19 protein-coding genes are annotated in these 21,600 nt (G+C 61.4%); 8 read left to right on the top strand and 11 right to left on the bottom strand.

Translation table 11 applies throughout. From position 1 onward, the window contains the following. Positions 1-2: 2 nt before the first annotated feature. The 3 genes from NR164_RS10695 to NR164_RS10705 all read right to left on the bottom strand — a co-directional run bounded on the left by NR164_RS10695 (position 3) and on the right by NR164_RS10705 (position 4,597). Entirely contained in the window at positions 3-3,473 is a 3,471-nt protein-coding gene (locus NR164_RS10695) for a PAS domain-containing hybrid sensor histidine kinase/response regulator (protein ID WP_256822735.1), read from the bottom strand. A gap of 132 nt (positions 3,474-3,605) precedes the next feature. Beyond that, complete coding sequence (locus NR164_RS10700; RefSeq protein ID WP_079445037.1) at positions 3,606-3,989, bottom strand: YbaN family protein; 384 nt, start codon at positions 3,987-3,989, stop codon at positions 3,606-3,608. 20 nt (positions 3,990-4,009) lie between these two features. Then, on the bottom strand, positions 4,010-4,597 hold the full coding sequence (locus tag NR164_RS10705) for a YecA family protein (protein ID WP_017845347.1): 588 nt from the start codon (positions 4,595-4,597) through the stop codon (positions 4,010-4,012). Positions 4,598-4,872: 275 nt separating this feature from the next. Here NR164_RS10705 and recQ point away from each other — a divergent pair, with 275 nt between their 5' ends. Next, positions 4,873-6,999, top strand: coding sequence for a DNA helicase RecQ (gene recQ / locus NR164_RS10710; protein ID WP_017845348.1), 2,127 nt, complete (start codon positions 4,873-4,875; stop codon positions 6,997-6,999). Positions 7,000-7,120: 121 nt separating this feature from the next. Then, on the top strand, positions 7,121-7,555 hold the full coding sequence (locus NR164_RS10715) for a MarR family transcriptional regulator (protein WP_017845349.1): 435 nt from the start codon (positions 7,121-7,123) through the stop codon (positions 7,553-7,555). Positions 7,556-7,691: 136 nt separating this feature from the next. Here NR164_RS10715 and NR164_RS10720 read toward each other — a convergent pair whose 3' ends face one another. After that, positions 7,692-9,881 carry a patatin-like phospholipase family protein gene (locus NR164_RS10720; RefSeq protein ID WP_017845350.1) on the bottom strand — a complete coding sequence of 730 codons (2,190 nt, stop codon included), beginning with the start codon at positions 9,879-9,881 and terminating at the stop codon, positions 7,692-7,694. A gap of 84 nt (positions 9,882-9,965) precedes the next feature. Between NR164_RS10720 and NR164_RS10725 the strand changes: the two genes are divergently transcribed. Next, positions 9,966-10,253: a SelT/SelW/SelH family protein gene (locus NR164_RS10725; RefSeq protein ID WP_046382498.1), complete on the top strand. Its 288-nt coding sequence runs from the start codon at positions 9,966-9,968 to the stop codon at positions 10,251-10,253. 41 nt (positions 10,254-10,294) lie between these two features. Here the strand turns inward: NR164_RS10725 and NR164_RS10730 are convergent, their stop codons facing one another. The 3 genes from NR164_RS10730 to NR164_RS10740 all read right to left on the bottom strand — a co-directional run bounded on the left by NR164_RS10730 (position 10,295) and on the right by NR164_RS10740 (position 12,437). Continuing rightward, positions 10,295-10,576 carry a hypothetical protein gene (locus NR164_RS10730; RefSeq protein ID WP_046488286.1) on the bottom strand — a complete coding sequence of 94 codons (282 nt, stop codon included), beginning with the start codon at positions 10,574-10,576 and terminating at the stop codon, positions 10,295-10,297. Between the two features lie 127 nt (positions 10,577-10,703). Continuing rightward, positions 10,704-11,588: a DMT family transporter gene (locus NR164_RS10735; RefSeq protein WP_256822736.1), complete on the bottom strand. Its 885-nt coding sequence runs from the start codon at positions 11,586-11,588 to the stop codon at positions 10,704-10,706. A gap of 96 nt (positions 11,589-11,684) precedes the next feature. Next, positions 11,685-12,437, bottom strand: a complete 753-nt coding sequence (locus NR164_RS10740; protein ID WP_169883693.1) for an AraC family transcriptional regulator — start codon at positions 12,435-12,437, stop codon at positions 11,685-11,687. Positions 12,438-12,574: 137 nt separating this feature from the next. Between NR164_RS10740 and NR164_RS10745 the strand changes: the two genes are divergently transcribed. Continuing rightward, the gene (locus NR164_RS10745) at positions 12,575-13,384 is read left to right on the top strand and encodes a UDP-2,3-diacylglucosamine diphosphatase (protein WP_017845355.1); all 810 of its coding nucleotides are present in this window, start codon (positions 12,575-12,577) and stop codon (positions 13,382-13,384) included. Positions 13,385-13,514: 130 nt separating this feature from the next. Here NR164_RS10745 and NR164_RS10750 read toward each other — a convergent pair whose 3' ends face one another. From NR164_RS10750 to phhA, 3 genes are all read right to left on the bottom strand, one after another. Next, complete coding sequence (locus tag NR164_RS10750; RefSeq protein WP_233098924.1) at positions 13,515-14,711, bottom strand: amino acid aminotransferase; 1,197 nt, start codon at positions 14,709-14,711, stop codon at positions 13,515-13,517. Beyond that, positions 14,711-15,067, bottom strand: a complete 357-nt coding sequence (locus NR164_RS10755; protein WP_017845357.1) for a 4a-hydroxytetrahydrobiopterin dehydratase — start codon at positions 15,065-15,067, stop codon at positions 14,711-14,713. The genes NR164_RS10750 and NR164_RS10755 overlap by 1 nt, the downstream gene beginning before the upstream one ends. A gap of 105 nt (positions 15,068-15,172) precedes the next feature. Further along, entirely contained in the window at positions 15,173-15,964 is a 792-nt protein-coding gene (phhA, locus tag NR164_RS10760) for a phenylalanine 4-monooxygenase (RefSeq protein ID WP_256822737.1), read from the bottom strand. 256 nt (positions 15,965-16,220) lie between these two features. Between phhA and NR164_RS10765 the strand changes: the two genes are divergently transcribed. Beyond that, complete coding sequence (locus NR164_RS10765) at positions 16,221-17,804, top strand: sigma-54-dependent phenylalanine hydroxylase transcriptional regulator PhhR (protein ID WP_017845359.1); 1,584 nt, start codon at positions 16,221-16,223, stop codon at positions 17,802-17,804. A 42-nt stretch (positions 17,805-17,846) separates the two neighbouring features. On the opposite strand, the gene NR164_RS10770 is transcribed toward NR164_RS10765, so the two are convergent. Next, positions 17,847-18,635 (bottom strand): hypothetical protein, encoded by a 789-nt coding sequence (locus NR164_RS10770; protein ID WP_177030439.1) that lies wholly within the window; start codon positions 18,633-18,635, stop codon positions 17,847-17,849. 597 nt (positions 18,636-19,232) lie between these two features. Between NR164_RS10770 and NR164_RS10775 the strand changes: the two genes are divergently transcribed. The 3 genes from NR164_RS10775 to flgH all read left to right on the top strand — a co-directional run bounded on the left by NR164_RS10775 (position 19,233) and on the right by flgH (position 21,575). Next, positions 19,233-19,973, top strand: a complete 741-nt coding sequence (locus NR164_RS10775; protein WP_046382505.1) for a flagellar basal body rod protein FlgF — start codon at positions 19,233-19,235, stop codon at positions 19,971-19,973. Between the two features lie 67 nt (positions 19,974-20,040). Beyond that, a complete protein-coding gene (gene flgG, locus NR164_RS10780; protein WP_046382506.1) occupies positions 20,041-20,826 on the top strand; it encodes a flagellar basal-body rod protein FlgG in 786 nt (261 codons plus the stop codon). Between the two features lie 53 nt (positions 20,827-20,879). Further along, complete coding sequence (flgH, locus tag NR164_RS10785) at positions 20,880-21,575, top strand: flagellar basal body L-ring protein FlgH (RefSeq protein WP_046382507.1); 696 nt, start codon at positions 20,880-20,882, stop codon at positions 21,573-21,575. Positions 21,576-21,600 lie beyond the last annotated feature (25 nt).

Genomic DNA, 21,600 nt, shown 5'->3' on the forward strand with positions numbered 1-21,600 from the left:
GATCAAAGGGGCAGATGCCGGCTGAGCAAGGCGCGCAACGCCGCCGGCTTCACCGGTTTGGCCAGATAATCCAGCCCCGCCGCATGCACTTGCGCCACCATCTCCGGACGACCGTCGGCGCTGATGACCACGCCGGGAATCGGCTCCGCCAACTGTGTGCGCAGCCAGCCCATCAACTCCGTGCCGGTTTCGCCGTGGTCCAGGTGGTAATCCACCAGCGCCAGTTGTGGGCGCACGCCATCGGCCAGCAGCGCCGCGCATTGTGCCTGGTCGGTGGCGGTCCATACTTCGCAGCCCCAGCGCGTCAGCAGGCTGCGCATGCCTATCAGGATGCTTTCTTCGTTATCCACACACAGCACCCGCGCGCCGCTCAGGGGCAGACCGGTTTCCTGCGCGGTCTTGATCGGTGTGCTGGTCTGGTTGCGAGCCAGCGGCACGCGCACGCTGAATACGCTGCCCTTGCCCGGCCATGAGCGCACGCTCAGGCGATGGTCCAATACGCGACACAGGCCATCGGCAATCGCCAGGCCCAGGCCGAGGCCCTTTTCGGCGCGGGTCTGGTGGCTGTCCAGGCGTTTGAACTCCTCGAAAATCACCTTCTGTTTATCCTGCGGAATGCCGGGGCCGCGATCCCAGACTTCCAGGCTCAACTCGCCCTGGTGTCGGCGTACACCCAGCAGCACTGGACCGTCGGCATAGCGGAAAGCATTCGTCAGAAAGTTCTGCAAAATCCGGCGCAGCAACTTGATGTCACTGTCCACGCGCAAATGACTGCCGCGCAAGCGGAAGCGCAGGCCTTGTTCCTGGGCGAGCGCCTTGAATTCGGCGCCGAGGGTGTCGAACAGTTCGTTGAGCACGAACGGCTGGCGTTGCGGATTGATCTTGCCGTTTTCCAGGCGCGAGATGTCCAGCAGGTCGCTGATCAGGTCTTCGGCGGAACGTAGCGAGCTGTCGAGGTGTTGCACCAGTTGCCGGGCTTCGCTCGACAGGCCGTCGTTCTGGTGGGAGAGGGCGGCGGAGAACAGGCGTGCAGCGTTCAGCGGTTGCATCAGGTCATGGCTGACCGCTGCGAGAAAGCGCGTCTTCGATTGGTTCGCGGACTCGGCCACGCCCTTGGCATCGGTGAGCGCCATGTTTAGCTGCGACAGCTCGTGTGTCCGCTCGGTGACCCGTCGTTCCAAGCCCTCGTTCGCCTCGGTCAGTGCGTGTTCGGCCTCGCGGAACGCGGTGATGTCGGTGAAGCTCATGACGAAACCACCGCCGGGCATCGGGTTGCCGATCAGTTCAATCACCCGCCCATTCGGGAACAGGCGTTCGGAGGTGTGCGCGCGGCCTTGGCGCATCCAGTGCAGGCGTCGCGCCACATGCACTTCGGCCTCACCCGGTCCGCACAAGCCGCGCTCGGCGTTATAGCGAATGATGTCGGCAATCGGCCGGCCGACGCTGATCAATCCCTCGGGGTAGTTGAACAGCTCCAGGTAACGGCGGTTCCACGCCACCAGCTTGAGAGACTGGTCCACCACGCTGATGCCCTGGGTGATGTTTTCGATGGCGCCTTGTAGCAGGGCCCGATTGAATTGCAGCACTTCGGAGGCTTCGTCGGCGATCCGTACTACGTCCTCCAGCAGCATGTCCCGACCTTCAATCGCGGCCTTTACGACTGCGCGAGTCGAGGAGGCGCCGAGTACACCCGCCAGCAGGCGTTCGGTATGCGCGATCCAATCGTTATCGGCATTCTGGTTGGGGTTGAAGCCCTTGCCCTGGCGATAGGCGAAGCGGATAAAACTCTGCTGCGCGCGTTCTTCGCCGACAAAGCGCGCGGCCAGGCTCAGCAGGTCGCTGATCTGGACCGACAACATGGAGCGAGTGCTGGCGCGCTGGCTGGTTTCCTGGCCGATGAAGCGCCCGGCCTGCCAGTGTTCGGACACCCGGGTACGCGAAAGCATCGAGACCCAGACGAACAGTGTGAAGTTGCCCGCCAGGGAGAACACGGTGCCCAGGGTCAGCGACGTGAGGGGCAAGCCGAGCGGGTGGGAATGCAACCAGGTCAGGCCGGGGAAAAGGCTGAGCGACCAGCCCAGGCTTTTCGCGGTAACCGGTAGGACCAAGGTGTAGAACCACAGGAACGTGCCTGCCGCCAAGCCGGCAAACACGCCGCGTCGATTCGCCTGTTTCCAATACAGCGCGCCGAGCATGGCAGGTGCCAGTTGGGTCACCGCGGCGAAGGCAATCTGGCCGATCGTCGCCAGGCTCGCGCTGGAGCCGAGCAATCGGTAGCTGACATACGCCAGCAGCAGGATGAGCACAATGCTGACGCGGCGTACCGAGAGCATCCAGTGGCGGAACACTTCAAACGGCCGTTCTGCGCTGGAGCGGCGCAACAGCCAAGGCAGCAGCATGTCGTTGGACACCATGGTCGACAACGCGATGCTCGCCACAATCACCATGCCGGTGGCGGCTGACGCGCCGCCAATGAACGCCAGCAGGGCGAGGATCGGATGGGCCTCAGCCAAGGGCAGGCTGATCACGTAGGAATCGGGTAGCACCGAGCCGGGCAAGAGCATTTTGCCGCCGAGGGCGATCGGTACGACAAACAGCGCGGCGAGGATCAAGTACGCAGGGAAAACCCATTTGGCCAGGCGCAAATCCTGGGGGTCGATGTTTTCCACGACGGTGACGTGAAACTGCCGGGGCAGGCAGATGATCGCCATCATCGCGACGCCGGTCTGTACCACCATCGTTGGCCAGTTGACGGTTTCGTTCCAGTATTCCTCCAGGCGTGGTGCCAACATCGCCTGGCTGAACAAGTCGTCGAAACCGTCGTAGAGGCCGTAGGTCACAAACACGCCGACTGCGAGAAACGCGAACAGCTTGACCAGCGACTCGAAGGCAATCGCCAGCACCATGCCGCGGTGGTGTTCGGTGGCATCGAGGTTGCGCGTACCGAAGACAATGGTGAACAGCGCCAGCACCAGCGATACGATCAGCGCCGTGTCCTGGGCGCGGGTGCCGGTGGCATCCGCGCCGGCACCGATCAGCAGGTTCACCCCGAGTACGATGCCCTTCAGTTGCAGGGCGATGTAAGGCAACACGCCGACCATGCAGATCAGCGCGACCACCACCGCCAACGACTGGGATTTGCCGTAGCGTGCGGCGATAAAGTCAGCGATGGAAGTGATGTTTTCCTGCTTGCTGATCAGAATCATCTTTTGCAGGACCCAGGGGGCGAATACCAGTAACAGCACCGGTCCCAGGTAGATAGGTATAAACGCCCACAGTTGTTCGGCCGCCTGGCCTACGGCGCCGAAGAAGGTCCAACTGGTGCAATAAACGGCCAGCGACAGGCTGTACACCCAGGCACGCATGCGCGGCGGCAACGGCGCATGGCGGCGGTCACCGTAAAAGGCGATGGAAAACATAATGGCCATATAGGCCAAGGCAACGGCGGCGATCAGCCCGCTGGACAGCGTCATGGTAACTCCGGACAGAAACACGCCCAGGCATTTCGGGCCCGGTTGGACAGTCTCGCATGATGCCTGGGGATTAGTCAGTGTCGACCAAGGTCTTGTGAGCACTAATGTCGCAGGGCACGGTGTTAAAGAGGCTCAGCGCGGCGGCAGGGTTTTCTGGCGCAGGATGTAGATCGTCACCAGTACCGCGCTGGTCAGCATGAAGCCGCGGGCCCACGGCAGAGGCACCAGGTAGCAGGAAAAACCGATACTCAGCCACATCAGGCCGATGGCGTAGACCTTACCCTTGAGCGGGATGCCATTGCCGTCCAGGTAGTCACGAATCCATGGGCCCAGGCGCGGGTGTTCCACCAGCCAGGCGTAGAAACGCGGGGAGCTGCGCGCGAAGCAAGCGGCGGCAAGAAGCAGGAAGGGGGTGGTGGGCAATACCGGCAGGAAGATGCCGATCACGCCCAGCGTTACGCTCAGCCAGCCGATAGCCAGCAGTGCGTAACGCAGGAGCGGCGAGCGCTTGCCCATGGCGATCACGGGCGTGCGACTCAGTGGTGACGTGGCTTGAGGAGCGCCGGTTTTTCGTCGGGGGCGTTGCACAGCAGGTACAGGGCAGTCAGGGCTTCCGGGATCTGTACGATCATGTCGTCCATCAGATTGGCGTCGGCGGCGATGTCGGAGAACTCCGGCTGGTCGTCGAACAGGCCCGAACCGACCATGATCGGCAGCAGCATTTCGCTGACTTCTTCTTCGGCGGTTTCGAACCAGGCGGCTTCGCGCAGGAACACGCCTTCCATGAAGCCGATGCACCAGCCGCGCAGGTCGGAGTCGTCCGGCTCTTCGCCCAGGTCGAGGTCGCACGGCAGCTCGAATTCCTCGTCGGAGGCCAGTTGGCGACCGATGTGGGCCTTGAGGGCGAGCAGGGTGGCTTCGATCTCTTCGCGCTGGGCGGCGTCAGCGTAATGAGGCTCTTCGGCGAACAAGGCGTCGATCCACTCACGGTCCGGCACGATGTCGGAAGAAATCGACAGGGCGGTCAGGTAGCCGTGGGCGGCCACGTAGTCCAGCGCCTCGTCATGCAGCTCATCGGCGTCGAGGAAGGCTTGCAGGCGGGTTAGTTGCTCAGCGAAGGACATTGAAGGACTACCTTGGGAATAAACGATGCTGAATTCTAGGCTTTCTTGAGCGCCCAGGCCAGCCACACTGCATATTTGGCCGGTTTTAGATAGCGGCCGCTGTTCGTCAGCCGCGCCCTTTGCCGGCCGACGCTCGGGTATACTGCCGCGTTTTGTGATGCCCCCTGCAGGCCAGCGCCAACCCGAGAAAACTTCGCTTACGGATTATTTTCCGTAGATACGCGCTTTTTCGGCCAGCCTGTATGGAGGGATTTCGGCGATATTTGGAGTTTTACATGCTCGAGCAGGCTCAACGCGTCCTCAAGGACATCTTCGGCTACGACAGTTTTCGTGGCCGCCAGGGTGCGATCATTGAGCGCGTGGCCAATGGCGGTGATGCCCTCGTCCTGATGCCGACCGGCGGTGGCAAGTCGTTGTGTTTCCAGGTTCCGGCGTTGCTACGTAACGGCCTTGCCGTGGTGGTGTCGCCGTTGATCGCGCTGATGGACGATCAGGTGGCGACCCTTGAGGAACTCGGCGTTGCTGCTGCCGCATTGAACTCCACGCTCAGCGCCGAACAGCAGCGCGACCTGGCCGCGCGTATCAAGCGCGGCGAAGTGAAAATGCTTTACCTGGCCCCCGAGCGCTTGGTGCAGCCGCGCATGCTGGCCTTCTTGCAGAGCCTGGAAATCGCCCTGTTCGCCATCGATGAAGCGCACTGCGTATCGCAATGGGGGCATGATTTCCGTCGCGAATATTTGCAGTTGGGGCAATTGGCGGAACTGTTCCCCGACGTCCCGCGTATCGCCCTGACCGCCACCGCCGACAAGCGCACTCGCGAAGAAATCGTCGAGCGCCTGCATTTGCAGAACGCCGAGCGCTTCCTGTCGAGCTTTGACCGGCCGAATATTTTCTATCGCATCGTGCCCAAGGAACAGCCGCGCAAGCAGTTGCTGGCGTTCCTGTCCGAGCGGCGCAGCGATGCGGGCATCGTCTATTGCCTGTCGCGCAAGAAGGTCGACGAAGTGGCCGCCTTCCTGTGCGAGCAGGGTTATCCGGCGTTGCCCTACCATGCAGGCTTGCCCAACGACTTGCGTGCCTATCATCAGAAGCGCTTCCTCAACGAGGAAGGCCTGATCATGGTGGCAACCATCGCGTTCGGCATGGGCATCGACAAGTCCAACGTGCGCTTCGTGGCCCATATGGATCTGCCCAAATCCCTCGAGGCGTATTACCAGGAAACCGGGCGCGCCGGGCGTGATGGCCTGCCGGCCGATGCGTGGATGGTCTACGGCCTGCAAGACGTGGTGATGCTCAAGCAAATGCTGCAGAACTCCGAAGGTGACGAGCGCCACAAACGCCTGGAACAGCACAAGCTCGACGCCATGCTGTCACTCTGCGAAGAGACGCGTTGCCGCCGCCAGACCTTGCTGGCGTATTTCGACGAAGACATGCCCGAACCCTGCGGCCATTGCGACAACTGTGTCGACGGCGTGCAAACCTGGGATGCCACTGAACCGGCGCGCCAGGGTTTGTCCGCCATCTACCGCACCGGCCAGCGTTATGGCGTCGGCCATCTGGTGGATGTGTTGCTGGGCAAGGACAACGAGAAGGTGCGCAGCTTCGGCCATGAGAAACTCTCGGTCTACGGCGTCGGCAAGGCCCGTGCCGAAGGCGAATGGCGATCGCTGTTCCGCCAGATGGTCGCGCGCGGCCTGGTGGACATCGACATCGAAGGCTACGGCGGCCTGCGCCTGAACGACAGTTGCCGGCCGTTGCTCAAGGGGGAAGTGAGCCTGGAACTGCGCCGCGACCTCAAGCCGCAGACCACCGCCAAGAGCAGTACCAGCCAGGCCAGCCAACTGGTGCGCTTCGAGGAGCGTGAACAGTGGGAAGCCTTGCGCGCCCTGCGGCGCAAACTGGCGCAGGAACACAGCGTGCCGCCTTACGTTATTTTCCCCGACTCGACCTTGCTGGAGATGTTGCGCGAGCAGCCGACCACCCTGGCCGAAATGGGCCGGGTCAGTGGCGTGGGCGCGCGCAAGCTGGAACGTTATGGCCAGGCCTTCCTCGAAGTGCTCGGCGGCCAGGCCGAAGCGCCGAAGGAAATTGCCGATATTCGCCACGAATTGATCAGCCTGGCGCGGGCCGGCATGACCCCGATCCAGATCGCTGGCCAGTTGCAATGCTCGGAAAAAAACGTCTACACGCTGCTGGCCGAATCCATCGGTAAGCAACAGTTGTCGTTAGAGCAGGCCCTTGATTTGCCAGAAGATTTGCTCGGTGAAATCCAGGATGCCTTCCTGGACGGTGAAGGCGAACTGCCACCAGTTGCGGAGATTGCACCGCTGTTCACGGGTCGGGTTCCCGAGGGTGTTTTGTACTGTGTGCGTGCCGCGTTGCAGTCTGAGTTCGAAATTTAGTGTGCCAATTGCGACGATGAAACGAATCAGTACAGACGAGCGCTTGCCTACTGACATGGCTCATGCTTAGCTGACTAATAATTAGTCATACTTTGTTTTCAGTCTAAACCATGAGTTTTTTATGCCGTTAACCGATCAACACCGTTTTGGCATGCAGTTGGCGCAAATGTCCCGAGGTTGGCGCGCCGAACTGGACCGCCGTTTGGCGGGGCTGGGCTTGTCTCAGGCACGCTGGCTGGTGCTGCTGCACTTGGCGCGTTTCGAAGAAGCACCGACGCAGCGTGAGCTGGCACAAAGTGTCGGCGTCGAAGGGCCGACACTGGCACGCTTGCTCGACAGCCTGGAAAGCCAAGGGCTGGTGCAGCGCCAGGCGGTGGTGGAAGACCGGCGCGCCAAGCGCATCCTGCTGTGTGACAGCGCCCGACCGTTGATCGAGCAGATTGAAACCATCGCCACTGCATTGCGCCATGAGTTGTTCGTGGGCGTGAATGAAGAGGACCTGCGGGTGTGCATGCGCGTGCACGGGCACATTCTGGCGAATCTGGAAAAGTCCTGACGTCAGGCGCAACAGAGATCGAATAGGTGGGAGTTGGCTTGCCTGCGATAACGGACATTCAGTCAATTGATCTGGCGACTGAAATACCGCCATCACAAGCCAGCCAGCTCCCATCTTGGTTTTTACGGTCAGCGTTTCAGAAGGTCTGGCCGAGGTTCAGGTACACCGCCTGCTGATTGTCGTCGTTGAACCCGTAGCTGAAATTCAGCGGCCCCAACGGTGTGTCGAAGCCCAGGAAAATACTCGCGGCGTTGATATAACCGCTGTCGAACTCATTGTCGTTGTTCCACGCCCGTCCGCGTTCCAGCGACGCGCCCAGGTACAGCGGGAAATCCAGCGGCAAGTATGAGCGCGGCGTCAGGCGGCGGTAGTACACGGCGCGCATCAAGCTGACGTTCTGCCCCGAGATCGCGTCCTGACGGAAGCCCGACAGCTGCCGTGCGCCGCCCAGTAGGAAGCTGGATATCACCACGTCCGTATTGTCCATGGTGCGTCCGTAGCGGCCGCCCAGTACGAGTGTGTCCGGGCCGTGGCTCATGGCCTTGTCCAGCTTGAATTCCCATTGCCGGTAGCGTTGATCGGACCCCAGCCCCGGTTCGAACTCGCGCCAAGCCAGGCCGATGTCTTCGCCGGTGTGGGGGAAGTACACGTTGTCCAGGGAGTCGAAGGAGTACTTCAGTTCGTAGAAGCCTTCGCTGAAGCTCACGCTTGGCAGGTCGCGGTCGCCGATGCGTACATCCGCCTTGCCCCAGGCTTCGCCGACGCCGAAACGCAGCTCGCCACTGTTGCCGATCTGGCGCCCGACGTTCAGGCCGAAACCGTAGCGTTCCAGGCGGTATTCGGAGATGGGGTCGTTGTCCAGAATCAGTTCGACATTCTGCGCCTGGGCCTTGAGGTAAGGGGCGACGAAATAGCGCGAGCCGGTGTCCATCGGTTGGTAGAACTCGCTGTACAGCTCTTGCCGATCGCCGATCTGCACCCGCGTCAGCCATTCCGCGCCGAGGCGGTTGATGCCATTCATGCGGTAGCTGGCGCCGAGGTTGAAGGCGCTGTCGCCACGCATGTCGTCCGACAGGTTCAGGCCCAGGCGCAGGTAGTCGGTGCCGCTGCGTTTGCCGCGTGCGCTGATCACCAGGGTGTTGTCGTGGCCTTTTTTCACCACGCGGTATTGCACCTGTTCAAAGTAATCCAGGCCATACAAGGTGCCCATGTCCACTTGCAGGCGGCTCAGGTTCAGCGGCTCGCCGAGGGTTTGGCGGATGTAGTAGCGGATCACGTCTTCGCTGACTTTCGAGTCGTTCTCCACGCTGATCGCAGTGATGATCGGAGTCCGTTCACCCGGCGCGCGCGCGGCCACCAGTTCCGGGTCGATCGGCTCGGCGGGACGCAGGTGGGCCAGGCGCACATCGAGGGCGCGGGTGGCGCGGTAGCCGGCGTCGATCATGTCCTTGGCGCGGCCGAAGTCGGTGACGCCGTAGGCGGCCAGAGGCGGCTGGATCAGCACATCCTTGGGGTGCAGGGCCTTGAGTTGTTCTTCGGAGTTGCGCCGGGTCATCAGGGTGATGGACTGGTTGAGCACGTCCACCACCGTGGCCAGTTGCTTGCGCGAGCGCAGCGGCGTGCCGATGTCCACCACGATGGCGATGTCGACGCCCATCTCCCGCGCCACGTCCAGCGGGATGTTATCGGTCATGCCGCCGTCCACCAGCAGCCGGCCGTCGAGTTCCACTGGCGCGAACACGGCCGGGATCGACATGCTGGCGCGGATCACCTGGGGCAGGTGGCCTTTGCTGAACACTACTTTTTCGCCAGTGGTGATATCGGTTGCGACGGCGCGAAAGGGGATCGGCAGCTTGTCGAAATTTCGCGTGTTGCTGCTGTGGGCAAACATGCTTTCCAGCAGCAGCGCGAGGTTCTGGCCCTGGATGACGCCCAGCGGCAGGCCGAGGCTGCCATCGTCGCGGAAACTGAGTTTCTGCTTGACCAGGAAGTCCCGGTCATCCTGCTTGCGGCGAAACGGTACGTCCTCCCGGGGTGGCGCATCGGAGAGTGCCTGCTGCCAATCGATACCCAGTGCGAGCTTTTCCAGTTCATCGATCTTGTAGCCCGACGCGTACAACCCGCCGATCACCGCGCCCATGCTGGTACCGGCAATTGCATCGATATGAATCCCTTGTTCCTCCAGGGCCTTGAGCACGCCGATGTGGGCCAGCCCGCGCGCGGCGCCGCCGGACAGCACCAGGCCGATTTTCGGGCGTGGAGTTTCAACCGCCTCGGCAAGAAGGGGCAGCAGGCACAGCAACAGGCAGGACAACAGGCGGCGCATCATGAATCTCGGGGCTGGACGATAAAGGCCGGTATTATAGCCACCCGACCCTCCCAGCCCGTTACGCCAGGAACCTGTCAAATTATGTCGCCGAATAAACCCGAGATCGTCATCACCTATTGCACCCAGTGCCAGTGGCTGCTGCGCGCCGCATGGTTGGCCCAGGAACTGTTGAGTACCTTTGCCGACGACCTGGGCAAAGTGGCGCTGGAACCGGCTACCGGCGGCGCTTTTCGCATCACCTGCGACGGTGTGCAGATCTGGGAGCGTAAGGCTGACGGCGGCTTTCCGGAGGCCAAGGTGCTCAAGCAGCGCGTGCGCGACCAGATCGACCCGCAGCGCGACCTGGGGCACAACGATCGCAAGGTGTGAAGGTCACCGCCGCACAGGGGCGGTGACCGGGGGATGCGCCCCTACTTGGCGGCCATCTTGCTCTTGATGAAACCGACGACCCACGTCAGCACCAGGCCGCCGACGCCACCGCCAACGATGTTGCTGCCGACCGTCGCCACATCCATCGCTTCGCCGCCGGATGTGCCCGTCAGCGCCGAGACGAGCTGGCCCAGCACCAGGCCGCCGACACCGCCGAGGAAGGTATTGAGCCCGGTGCCCAGGCTCTGCTTGGTCATCCCCGCCAGATTACCGCCGACGGCACCGCTGATGATCTGAACCAGCAAGCTGATAAGTGTTTCCATGATGCAACTCCTGCATAGCGTTAATGGCGTGACCACTCGCTTGCAGCACCGTTAAACACCCTGGCTGTCGTCGAGAAGTCTTTATCCGTCGACGACGACACACTGTTGCGGATGGGCAGAGTATAGATCAGGCCGTTGCAGCCGGCTGTTTGGCCTGGCTGGCGCTGCCCAGCAGGCCGGAAAGCACGATGGCGACGATGATCAGCGCGCCGCCCAGCAGCATGCGCAAGGTCGGGGTTTCGGCAAACAGCAGCCAGGCGACGGTGATGCCGTAGACCGGTTCCATGGCGAACACCACCGACGCGGTGCGGGCCTTGATCACCGCGAGGCTGGCGACAAACAGGCTGTGGGCCAGGCCGGTACAGAACACACCGAGCAGGCCGATCCACAGCCAGTCGAGCGCGCGCACATCCGCCAGCCCCGGCGCCGCCACGGGCAGCAGGCACAGCGCGACCACCACGTTCTGGCACAGCGCCGCCTGTACCGCTGGAACCCGCCCGGAGCTGGCGCGGTTATTCAGTGACAGCAGGGAGAACAGCAATCCCGAGGCGATGCCCCAGAGCAGGCCGCCCGTGGCTTGGCTGGCGAGGTTGAAGTCCGGTGTCACCAGCACCAGGCCCACCGTGACCAGGGCCACCAGCAGCACTTCGTTGGCGCGGATGCGCTCGCGGAAGATCAAGCCTTCGAGGATCACGGTAAACGCCGGGAACGCGGTAAACCCCAGGGTGGCGACGGCCACGCCGGCGACCTTGACCGCGATGAAGAACGTTACCCAGTGCGCCGCCAGCAATACACCGCTGATCAGCAGCCGGCGCCAGTCGCGCATCTGCAGCTGTTTCCACGGCGCATTGCTGGCGAACCGCGCAAAGATCGCCAGGGCAATCAACGCAAACGCGGCACGGCCGAACACGATGATGGTCGGCGAGGCGGCCGCGAGTTTGCCGAATACGCCGGTGAGGCCAAACATCAATGCGCCGATATGCAAGGCGCCGAGGGCTGAGCGGGGAGTCATTGCGATCCTTGAACCAACGGGGTGACAGGCGCGCAGTCTAGAGGCTGGGGGCGTGAGTGTCTGTCGCCCGACTGGCGATTTTTAGCGCAGGACTCGCTATTTTGTGGTGCGCCGCAGCGCGCTGGGCGCGGCGCCGAATTCGCGCAGCATCGCAGCGGCAAACGCGCTTTGCGAGGCATAGCCGACGCGCTCGGCAATTTCGCCGATGGGCAACGGCGTTTCCCTTAACAGGCCCAAGGCCTTATGCAGGCGGCGACTGCGGATGAAGTCCATGGGCGTCTGCCCGCACTCGGCGATGAAACGGGCATGCAGGCGCGCCACCGACAGGTCGGCGAGGCGTGCCAGGTCCGCGACTTGCAGAGGGTGGGCGGCGTGCCGTTCGATATGTGCATTGAACGCGGCATAGGGCAGGCGGCGGCCCGGCGCGCTGGGAGCCAGCGGATGATTGAGGCTGGCCAGCAGCAGTACCGCGCCTTGCTGGACGATCAGCGGGTCGTCCACCGGGCTGTGCGCCAGCCATTGCACCAACTGGCTTTGCCGCGAATCCAGGGCCAGACGCGCCGGTTGGTCGAGCAGGCGGCGGCTGGCATCGGCATGCTCGCCCAACGATTGCAGCACCCAGTGTTCGGTGGGCACGTCCAGCACCAGGCATCGGCTGCCATCGCGACTGCCGCAGGTGTGGTGGGCCGAGAAGGGCAACACCATCACGCTGCTCTCGCGGACCTGGCTGCCGCGCCCTTCCACTTCAAGGTCCAGGTGCCCGGACAGGCCGAAGACCAACTGCGCATGGTCATGGCTGTGGGCAATGGGTGCTTCGATGTAGTGGCGTAGCGTGAGGGACGCTCTCATCGCGCTCTCCTGGGCAGCAGGTTGCCAGTCTACAACGCTTCGCCGTCGGCGGGCGCTGTCATCAGACTGACGCACAGCTGTCATGGGCTATTAATCGCCAGGGCGCAAGCTCGCGAAAACACCGTCGAGGGATGCCCATGACCCGTGCCGAATTCGCTACACCCAGCCGCAAGCAACGGGTTCGTACCCTGTGGATTTCCGATGTACATCTGGGCACTCGGGATTGCCAGGCCGAACACTTGGCGCAATTCCTCAAGGGCTACCACGCCGATAAGGTGTACCTGGTGGGCGATATCATCGACGGCTGGAAGCTGCGCGGCGGCATGTATTGGCCCCAGGCCCATACCAACGTGATCCGCCGCCTGTTGACCATGGCCAAGCGCGGCACCGAGGTGATCTATGTCACCGGCAACCACGACGAGTTCCTGCGTCGCTACTCCAAGCTGATCCTGGGCAACATCCAGTTGGTGGACGAAGCCATCCATGTCACCGCCGATGGCCGCCACCTCCTGGTGATCCACGGCGACCAGTTCGATGTGATCACGCGTTATCACCGCTGGCTGGCGTTCCTCGGCGACTCGGCCTACGAGTTCACCCTGACGTTGAACCGTTGGTTGAATCACTGGCGTGCGCGGTATGGCTACGGTTACTGGTCGCTGTCGGCGTATCTGAAGCACAAGGTGAAGACGGCGGTGAGCTTTATCAGCGATTTCGAAGAAGCCATCGCCCATGAAGTGACCCGGCGCGAATTGCATGGGGTGGTGTGCGGGCATATTCACCATGCGGAGATTCGCAAGGTGGGCGAGGTGGATTACCTCAACTGCGGGGATTGGGTGGAGTCGTGCTCGGCGTTGATCGAGCACTGGGATGGGCATATCGAGTTGTATCGATTGGCGGATGCGCAGGCCAAAGAGGCGCTGCTGAAATCGGAGATGGTCGCGGGTTAAGGCCTGGCTCGGCCCAACAAGTGGGAGGGGGCTTGCTCGCGATCGCGCGGTGTCAGTCACTGTATTTGGCGACTGATCCATTGCTATCGGGAGCAAGCCCCCTCCCACATTGGGTTTTGCATTTCTTCGGTTAAGTGTGCGAAACGTCTGCAATGGCTTGCGCCAGCAGCGTCAATCGCGTCGCATCGATCCCCGCGACGTTGGCCCGCCCCGAACTGACCATATACACGCTGTGTTTCTCGCGCAGTTGCTTGACCTGTTCGGCGCTCAAGCCGGTATAGGAAAACATCCCACGCTGTGCGCCGATATGTGCAAAGCGTTCGGCTAGCCCGTGTGGCGCAAGGGCCTCCACCAGCCCGGCGCGTAACTGTGCGATGCGCGAGCGCATGGCTTCGACTTCGTCGCTCCACTGTGCCTTCAGCTGGGCATCGCCGAGGATCGTCGCGACGACTGCCGCGCCGTGATCCGGCGGAGTCGACCACAGGTTGCGCGCGATATTCGCCAACTGGCTGCGCACATCCGTCAGCTTTTCGGCATCCGCCGCACACACGATCAGCGCGCCGACACGGTCGCTATACAGGCCGAAGTTCTTCGAGCAGGAGCTGGTGATCAACACTTCCGGCAGCTCGCTCGCGAACAGGCGCACCGCCCAGGCATCCTGCTCCAGGCCGTCGCCAAAGCCCTGGTAGGCGAAGTCGATCAGCGGCAGCAGGTGGCGCTCGCGCACGATCTGCAGGACCTGGCGCCAGTCAGCCTGGGACAGGTCGAAACCGGTCGGGTTATGGCAGCAGGCGTGCAGCAGCACCACGTCGCCCTCGGGCACCGTGGATAAGGTCGCCAGCATCGCGCTCACATCCAGGTGATTGTCCGCGCCGACGTAAGGGTAGTGACTGACCTTGATCCCGGCCTTGGCGAAGATGCTTTCGTGGATCGGCCAGGTCGGGTTGCTCAGCCATACACCGCGGCCGGGCAGGCTGTGGGCGATAAAGTCGGCGCTCAGGCGCAGGGCGCCGGTGCCGCCTGGAGTCTGGGTCGCACCGGCACGGTGTGCGCGCAGCAGCGTGGACTCGGCGCCGAGCACCAGTTCGCTGATCAATCTGCCGAACGCAGCGTCGCCGTGGCCGCCAATGTAGGTCTTGGTGGTTTGCTGCTCCACCAGGCGCTGCTCGGCGAGTTTCACGGAAGGGAGGATCGGTGTCAGCCCCTGGTCGTCCTTGTACACGCCCACGCCGAGGTCGAACTTGTTCGGGTTGGCATCCTGGGCATACAGGTCCATCAGCCCGAGGATCGGGTCGCCGGGCACGCGGCCAATCGCATCGAAGTGCATTATTTGCGGCCCTCGGCATCCTTGGCCACTTCGTCGGTGCGCGCGGCCATGATGAAGTCGTTGCGGTGCAGGCCTTTGATGGAGTGGCTCCACCAGGTCACCGTGACCTTGCCCCACTCGGTGAGCAGGCCTGGGTGGTGACCTTCGGCTTCGGAAATGGCGCCCATGGCGTTGGTAAAGGCCAGGGCGAACTTGAAGTTCTTGAACAGGAAAACCTTTTCCAGTTGCATGACGCCATCGCGGACTTCGATGTTCCAGTCGGGGATCTGCTTGAGCAGCACCGGCAGTTCTTCATCGCTGACTTGCGGGGCATCGGCGCGGCAGGCTTCGCAGTGGGCTTGGTTCAAGGTGGTCATGTGGGGTGTCCTGAATTCGAGTGTCTGGAAAACGGTCGTCAGTGGCGTCACCCTAAAGCAACGCGGGGCCAGGGAACAGATTCACCTGGTATCAAAACCTACGGTTCACGCCGCTTTGGGTTTGGGGGGGAACTTCGGTGCGTGCAGACCCAACTGCATGCCGCGCTCGACCATGCCCATGATGTCTTCCTGGGCGACATCGAACAGGCGCTTGAGCCCGGGCAAGACAAAATATAGCGGTTGCAGGATGTCGATGCGATACGGTGTACGCATCGCCTCCAGCGGGTCGAAGGCCTGGTGCTCGGGTTCGGACGACAGGCTGTACACCGTTTCCTTGGGCGACGACAAAATACCGCCACCGTAGATGCGCCGGCCTGCGGGCGTATCCACCAGGCCAAACTCGATGGTCATCCAGTACAGGCGCGCCAGGTACACGCGCTGCTCTTTGGTGGCCGCGAGGCCGAGCTTGCCGTAGGTGTGGGTGAATTCGGCGAACCAGGGATTGGTCAGCAGCGGGCAGTGGCCGAAGATCTCGTGGAAAATATCCGGCTCTTGCAGGTAGTCCAGTTCTTCACGGGTGCGAATAAAAGTCGCCACCGGAAACTGCTTGTTGGCGAGTAACTCAAAGAACGTCTGGAAGGGGATCAGCGCCGGCACGCGGGCGACTTGCCAGCCGGTGGTCTCGGCCAGCACCGTGTTGATTTCGCTCAGTTGCGGGATGCGGTCCAGGGGCAGGCCGAGCTTGTCGATGCCGTCCAGGTATTCCTGGCAGGCCCGGCCCTCGATCACCTTCAACTGGCGTGTGATCAGGGTGTTCCACACCGCGTGTTCTTCCGGCGTGTAGTGGATAAAACCTTGCGCATCGGGCTCGCGGGCCACGTAGTGCGTCTGCTTCATACGGCTCTCCTGCTAGGCATTCGTTCTTGTTATGTCCTGCGATGTACGTATTGATAACCCGATTGGGGCGAGATTTCAGCGACCTGCGCAAGGGTGTTGTAGGAAAGTTTACCGATATTCGTAAAGTATTCGTTACGGATTGGCCGTTCATTGATGTGTTGGGCTGTGAAAAGACGGCTGACTGTCACATAATCTTGACGACTATCTGCGCCCAGCGACAAAAAGACGCGGCGCCTACCCTTCTTCGAGCCTTTTCATGCGTATCAAAGTGCATTGCCAGAACCGCATCGGCATCCTGCGGGACATTCTCAACCTGTTGGTGGAGTACGGCGTCAACGTCGCCAAGGGCGAGGTCGGCGGTGAGCATGGCAATGCCATCTACCTGTTCTGTCCGAATCTGGTGAACATGCAATTCCAGGCGTTGCGCCCGCAGTTCGAGGCGATTGCCGGGGTGTTTGGCGTAAAGCGTGTGGGGCTCATGCCCAGCGAACGTCGGCACATGGAACTCAATGCGTTGCTCGGAGCCCTGGAGTTTCCGGTGCTGTCCATCGACATGGGTGGCTCGATCGTCGCCGCTAACCGCGCGGCCGCGCAGTTGCTCGGGGTGCGGGTGGATGAGGTGCCGGGCATCCCGCTGTCGCGTTACGCCGAGGATTTCGACTTGCCGGAACTGGTGCGCGCGAGCAAATCGCGGATCAATGGCCTGCGGGTCAAGGTCAAGGGTGACGTATTCCTGGCGGACATCGCGCCGCTGCAATCCGCCGAACACGACGACAGCGAAGCCATGGCCGGCGCAGTGTTGACCCTGCACCGTGCCGACCGCGTCGGTGAGCGCATCTACAATGTGCGCAAGCAGGAGCTGCGTGGCTTCGACAGCATCTTCCAGAGTTCCAAGGTCATGGCTGCCGTGGTCCGTGAGGCCCGACGCATGGCGCCGCTGGATGCGCCGCTACTAATAGAAGGCGAAACCGGCACCGGCAAGGAGCTGCTTGCCCGCGCCTGTCACTTGGCCAGCCCTCGTGGCCAATCGCCGTTGATGGCGCTCAATTGTGCCGGTTTGCCGGAGTCGATGGCCGAGACCGAGCTGTTCGGCTACGGCCCCGGCGCTTTTGAAGGGGCACGGGCCGAGGGCAAGCTGGGGCTGCTGGAGCTGACGGCGGGCGGTACGCTATTTCTTGATGGCGTCGGGGAAATGAGCGCGCGCCTGCAGGTGAAGTTGCTGCGGTTCCTGCAGGACGGTTGCTTTCGCCGAGTCGGCAGCGATGAAGAGGTGTACCTGGATGTGCGGGTGATCTGCGCAACCCAGGTGGACCTCTCGGAACTCTGCGCGCGGGGCGAATTCCGTCAGGACCTTTATCACCGCCTGAACGTGCTGTCGCTGCATATCCCGCCGCTGCGCGAATGCCTCGATGGCCTGGCGCCGCTGGTGGAACACTTCCTCGATCAAGCCAGCCGGCAGATCGGCTGCCCGTTGCCCAAACTGGCTTCGGCGGCCATGGAGCGACTCAGCCATTACCACTGGCCGGGCAATGTACGGCAGCTGGAAAACGTCCTGTTCCAGGCGGTTTCGCTGTGTGAGGGCGGGACGGTCAAGGCTGAACACATTCGTCTGCCGGACTATGGCGTGCGTCAGCCGCTTGGCGATTTCTCTCTGGAGGGCGGCCTGGAAGCCATCGTCGGCCGGTTTGAAAAGGCCGTGCTGGAAAGTCTGTATGCCGAACATCCCAGTAGTCGGCAGTTGGGCAAGCGCTTGGGCGTCTCCCATACAACGATTGCCAACAAGTTGCGGGATTATGGTTTGGGCAAGGAGGGCAAAACCCCTGAACACGCTGCTCGATAGACGCCATGTCCAGGGTTTTCTGCGAGGGGTGACACGGCGGCGTCAATACATCGCGTAGCTTGGATCTTGATGGATGAGCACGGTGTCATCTGTTTCTTTCTCAACCCAGGCCATGTAAGGCGCTTCATTGGGTGGGGGGGAAAAGAGTGTGGTCAGTGCGTAGTCTTTATGGTTCTGCAGTTTTTCAAGGCTCTGATTGATCTCCGGAGGAAGACGCCCGTACTTTCCGGATCTCAGTTCGTTGGCAGAAATCCCTTCGTTGTTATAGGTGGGTATAAGCATTGATAAGTCGATATGTTCAAGCAACGCTGAGCCATTGGGCGGAAATACCGTCCCCTCTGTAGAACTTTCGATTTCAATGGGACTGCCGCCGTTTTCAGGGAACCATGCCAATGATCCGCTTATTGAGTCATTCTCCTCTTTAACGCGAGAGACCAATTGGTAGTTTTGGTTCTTATCCAGTTTTTCCAGTTCCCTGAGTGCGCTGTGCGATAACGCTCCAAACTTGCCGCTGCGTACATCGTTGGCGGACACGCCCAGGCCGGTCTCGATGGTCCTGCCGGGGATGTTGTCCAGCAGCTCCAGGAACGCCGAGGTCGTCGGGTCTAGGTCGCAACAGGGCGGCAGTGTCCCGGCATCGTACTCCCCAGCTCGGCTTTCCCAGTATTCTTTATTGTTAGGATTCAGCTCCGGGTGTATCTCCAACTCGCGCCGTTGTTCGGGTGATAGGCTGCTTAATGGCTCGAACCGGTCTAGAATTTCGTTATAAGAAAATTGTTTTTGCCAAGTTGTCGTCATGTGCGTATGGGGTGCATTATCAATACCAGGCATTTCAGTATCCTTGGAAAATAATAAGTTGATAAGGTGCGAATGATCGGAAAGTAGTCGTGACCGCTTTGCGTCGCACCGAAGTTACGGGTGCTGTATTTGAACGCCAAGTGGGTTTTGATCAGTAAATGTAAAAAGCTATCGGACTATTCTTGTTTGGAGTTGGCTTTGTCGGGGTTTTATAAAAAACAAGCCAGCTACATATGTACTCACGCATTTACGGGGCCGTCAGGCATATGGTTTTTTTGGCGCTTGTAATGGTCGGACAACAAAACCTCGGCCCCGTCGTTTCGAGGTGGCCAACGGGGAGGGCAAGTGCCCAGTGGCTTGCCAAGTGTTTCAGCGGTTCGGCGTGCTCCGCGCTCCACCCATGCGTAGCGCTTGAGCGCCGGGAAAAGCCTGCGGGACACCAAGCGTTGCCGTCTGCGGCATAACTCCGCCGTTTTTTCGACTCCGCCTGGGCCTGCCTTTTTTCACGCCTTGCCGCAAACCCTTGCCCCGCCTGGGCTTTCTGCACTTTTTGAAAGTTGGTTCGCAAATTGCTTAAGCCTCATCAGTACAGCGGTGGGCGGCAAGCGTCCGTCAGAAAGAGGATAGAGCGTGGACAAGTACCTTTACGTGGCAATGACCGGCGCCAGCCAGAATGCTCTGGCGCAGAAGGCCCATGCCAACAATCTGGCGAACATTTCCACCAACGGCTTCCAGCGTGACCTTGAGCAGGCGCGCTCGATGCCGGTGTTCGGTGACAGCTTTCCGGCGCGGGCGTTTGCCATGACCGAGCGGCCTGCCACCGACTTCTCTCCGGGTGCCATGATCGAAACCGGTCGTGACCTCGATGTGGCGGTCAGCGGTGACGGTTGGATGGCCGTGCAAACCCCCGATGGCAGCGAAGCCTACGTGCGCAGCGCCAGCATGAATGTGGATGCGCTCGGCGTGCTGCGGGCCGGCAATGGCATGCCGATCATGGGCAACGGTGGTCCGATCGCCGTGCCGCCGCAGCAGAAGATCGAAGTAGGCGCCGACGGCACCGTCAGCATCCGCGCAATGGGTGAAGGCCCGCGGGTGATGGCTGAAGTGGACCGGATCAAGCTGGTCCAGCCCGACCTCAAGAACATGACCAAAGGCCTGGACGGCACCATCCACACCAAGGACGGCCAGCCGGCCCAGGCCGACGCGAACGTCAAGCTGACCTCGGGGTTCCTGCAGGCGAGCAACGTCAATGCGGTGGAAGAAATGACCGCGGTGCTGGCGCTTTCCAAGCAGTTCGAGCTGCACATCAAGATGATGAACAGCGCTAAAGAAGACGACCAGGCCATGACCCGCGTTCTGGCGATGAGCTGATAGCGGTTTCACTGAATACTAATTTTGCGGCGCAGCGCCAACAAACAGGCGCACGAAGGAGAACAGCATGCTTCCGGCTCTATGGGTTGCCAAAACAGGTCTGTCCGCCCAGGACACCAACCTGACCACCATCTCCAACAACCTGGCGAACGTTTCGACCACGGGCTTCAAACGTGATCGCGCCGAGTTCCAGGACCTGCTCTATCAGATCAAGCGCCAGCCAGGCGCCCAGTCGACCCAGGACAGCGAACTGCCGTCGGGCCTGCAATTGGGTACCGGTGTGAAGATCGTCGGCACCCAGAAGAACTTCACGGCCGGTAACCTGCAGCAAACCGGTCAGCCTCTGGATATGGCGATCAACGGCAAAGGGTTCTTCCAGATCCTGCAACCAGACGGAACGACGTCCTACTCTCGTGATGGTTCTTTCCACCTGGACTCCAACGGCCAGATCGTCACGTCCAACGGTTTCGCCCTGGAACCGGCCATTATCGTGCCGGCCAATGCCCAGACCTTCACCGTCGGCAACGATGGCACCGTGTCCATCACCGTGGCGGGCAACCCGGCGTCGCAAGTGATCGGCAACCTGCAAACCGCCGACTTCATCAACCCGGCCGGCCTGCAAGCCATCGGCGGCAACCTGTTCCTGGAAACCGCCTCCAGTGGCGCGCCGCAAATCGGCACCCCGGGTCTGAACGGTTTTGGTACCACGCTGCAAAGCACCCTGGAAACCTCCAACGTCAGCACGGTGGAAGAGATGGTCAACATGATCACCACTCAGCGCGCCTACGAGATGAACTCCAAGGTGATTTCCACCGCCGACCAGATGCTTTCGTTCGTTACGCAGAATCTGTAATCAAGTCTATGGGGCGCTCCTGAGGGCGCCTGCAACACCGTGAGGTTAGGGTCATGAATCGCTATGTTTCCGTTCTGGCATTGAGTGGGATTGCCGTGCTCGCGGGCTGTGTCGCCCCGACGCCAAAACCCAATGACCCGTACTACGCGCCGGTGTTGCCACGCACACCGCTGCCGGCGGCGGCCAATAACGGCTCGATCTACCAGGCCGGTTTCGAACAGAACCTGTACGGCGACCGCAAGGCGTTCCGGGTCGGTGACATCATCACCATCACCCTCAACGAGAAGACCACGGCCAGCAAGAACGCCAACTCGCAGGTGGGCAAGACCAGCAAGACCGGTATTGGCCTGACCTCGTTGTTTGGTGCCGTGCCGAACACCAACAACCCCTTGGGCAGCGGTGACTTGAGCTTGAGCGCAGGCTACAGCGGTGACCGCGCCACCAACGGCAAGAGCTCCGCTGGGCAGAACAACAGCCTGACCGGTTCGATCACCGTGACAGTGGCCGATGTATTGCCCAACGGCATCATCGCCGTGCGCGGTGAGAAGTGGATGACCCTCAACAGTGGTGACGAGCTGGTACGCATCGCCGGCATGGTCCGTGCCGATGACATTGCCACCGACAACACGGTGCCTTCGACGCGTATTGCCGATGCGCGCATTACCTACTCGGGTACGGGTTCGTTTGCTGATGCGAGTCAGCCGGGCTGGTTCGACCGTTTCTTCCTTAGCCCGCTGTTCCCTTTCTAGGTGGCCACTTTGAAATTCAAACAGC

The organism is Pseudomonas sp. Pse79, from assembly GCF_024519615.1.
Taxonomy (GTDB): domain Bacteria; phylum Pseudomonadota; class Gammaproteobacteria; order Pseudomonadales; family Pseudomonadaceae; genus Aquipseudomonas; species Aquipseudomonas veronii.

Bases quoted from the DNA above. Each gene is read 5' to 3' on its own strand.
- flgH (WP_046382507.1), top strand. From the start codon at position 20,880: ATGAATCGCTATGTTTCCGTTCTGGCATTGAGTGGGATTGCCGTGCTC.
- NR164_RS10705 (WP_017845347.1), bottom strand. From the start codon at position 4,597: ATGTCCTTCGCTGAGCAACTAACCCGCCTGCAAGCCTTCCTCGACGCC.
- NR164_RS10755 (WP_017845357.1), bottom strand. From the start codon at position 15,067: ATGACCACCTTGAACCAAGCCCACTGCGAAGCCTGCCGCGCCGATGCC.
- NR164_RS10715 (WP_017845349.1), top strand. From the start codon at position 7,121: ATGCCGTTAACCGATCAACACCGTTTTGGCATGCAGTTGGCGCAAATG.
- NR164_RS10750 (WP_233098924.1), bottom strand. From the start codon at position 14,711: ATGCACTTCGATGCGATTGGCCGCGTGCCCGGCGACCCGATCCTCGGG.
- NR164_RS10765 (WP_017845359.1), top strand. From the start codon at position 16,221: ATGCGTATCAAAGTGCATTGCCAGAACCGCATCGGCATCCTGCGGGAC.
- flgG (WP_046382506.1), top strand. From the start codon at position 20,041: ATGCTTCCGGCTCTATGGGTTGCCAAAACAGGTCTGTCCGCCCAGGAC.
- NR164_RS10730 (WP_046488286.1), bottom strand. From the start codon at position 10,576: ATGGAAACACTTATCAGCTTGCTGGTTCAGATCATCAGCGGTGCCGTC.
- NR164_RS10720 (WP_017845350.1), bottom strand. From the start codon at position 9,881: ATGCGCCGCCTGTTGTCCTGCCTGTTGCTGTGCCTGCTGCCCCTTCTT.
- NR164_RS10770 (WP_177030439.1), bottom strand. From the start codon at position 18,635: ATGCCTGGTATTGATAATGCACCCCATACGCACATGACGACAACTTGG.
- NR164_RS10745 (WP_017845355.1), top strand. From the start codon at position 12,575: ATGACCCGTGCCGAATTCGCTACACCCAGCCGCAAGCAACGGGTTCGT.
- NR164_RS10695 (WP_256822735.1), bottom strand. From the start codon at position 3,473: ATGACGCTGTCCAGCGGGCTGATCGCCGCCGTTGCCTTGGCCTATATG.
- recQ (WP_017845348.1), top strand. From the start codon at position 4,873: ATGCTCGAGCAGGCTCAACGCGTCCTCAAGGACATCTTCGGCTACGAC.
- NR164_RS10740 (WP_169883693.1), bottom strand. From the start codon at position 12,437: ATGAGAGCGTCCCTCACGCTACGCCACTACATCGAAGCACCCATTGCC.
- NR164_RS10735 (WP_256822736.1), bottom strand. From the start codon at position 11,588: ATGACTCCCCGCTCAGCCCTCGGCGCCTTGCATATCGGCGCATTGATG.
- NR164_RS10725 (WP_046382498.1), top strand. From the start codon at position 9,966: ATGTCGCCGAATAAACCCGAGATCGTCATCACCTATTGCACCCAGTGC.
- phhA (WP_256822737.1), bottom strand. From the start codon at position 15,964: ATGAAGCAGACGCACTACGTGGCCCGCGAGCCCGATGCGCAAGGTTTT.
- NR164_RS10700 (WP_079445037.1), bottom strand. From the start codon at position 3,989: ATGGGCAAGCGCTCGCCGCTCCTGCGTTACGCACTGCTGGCTATCGGC.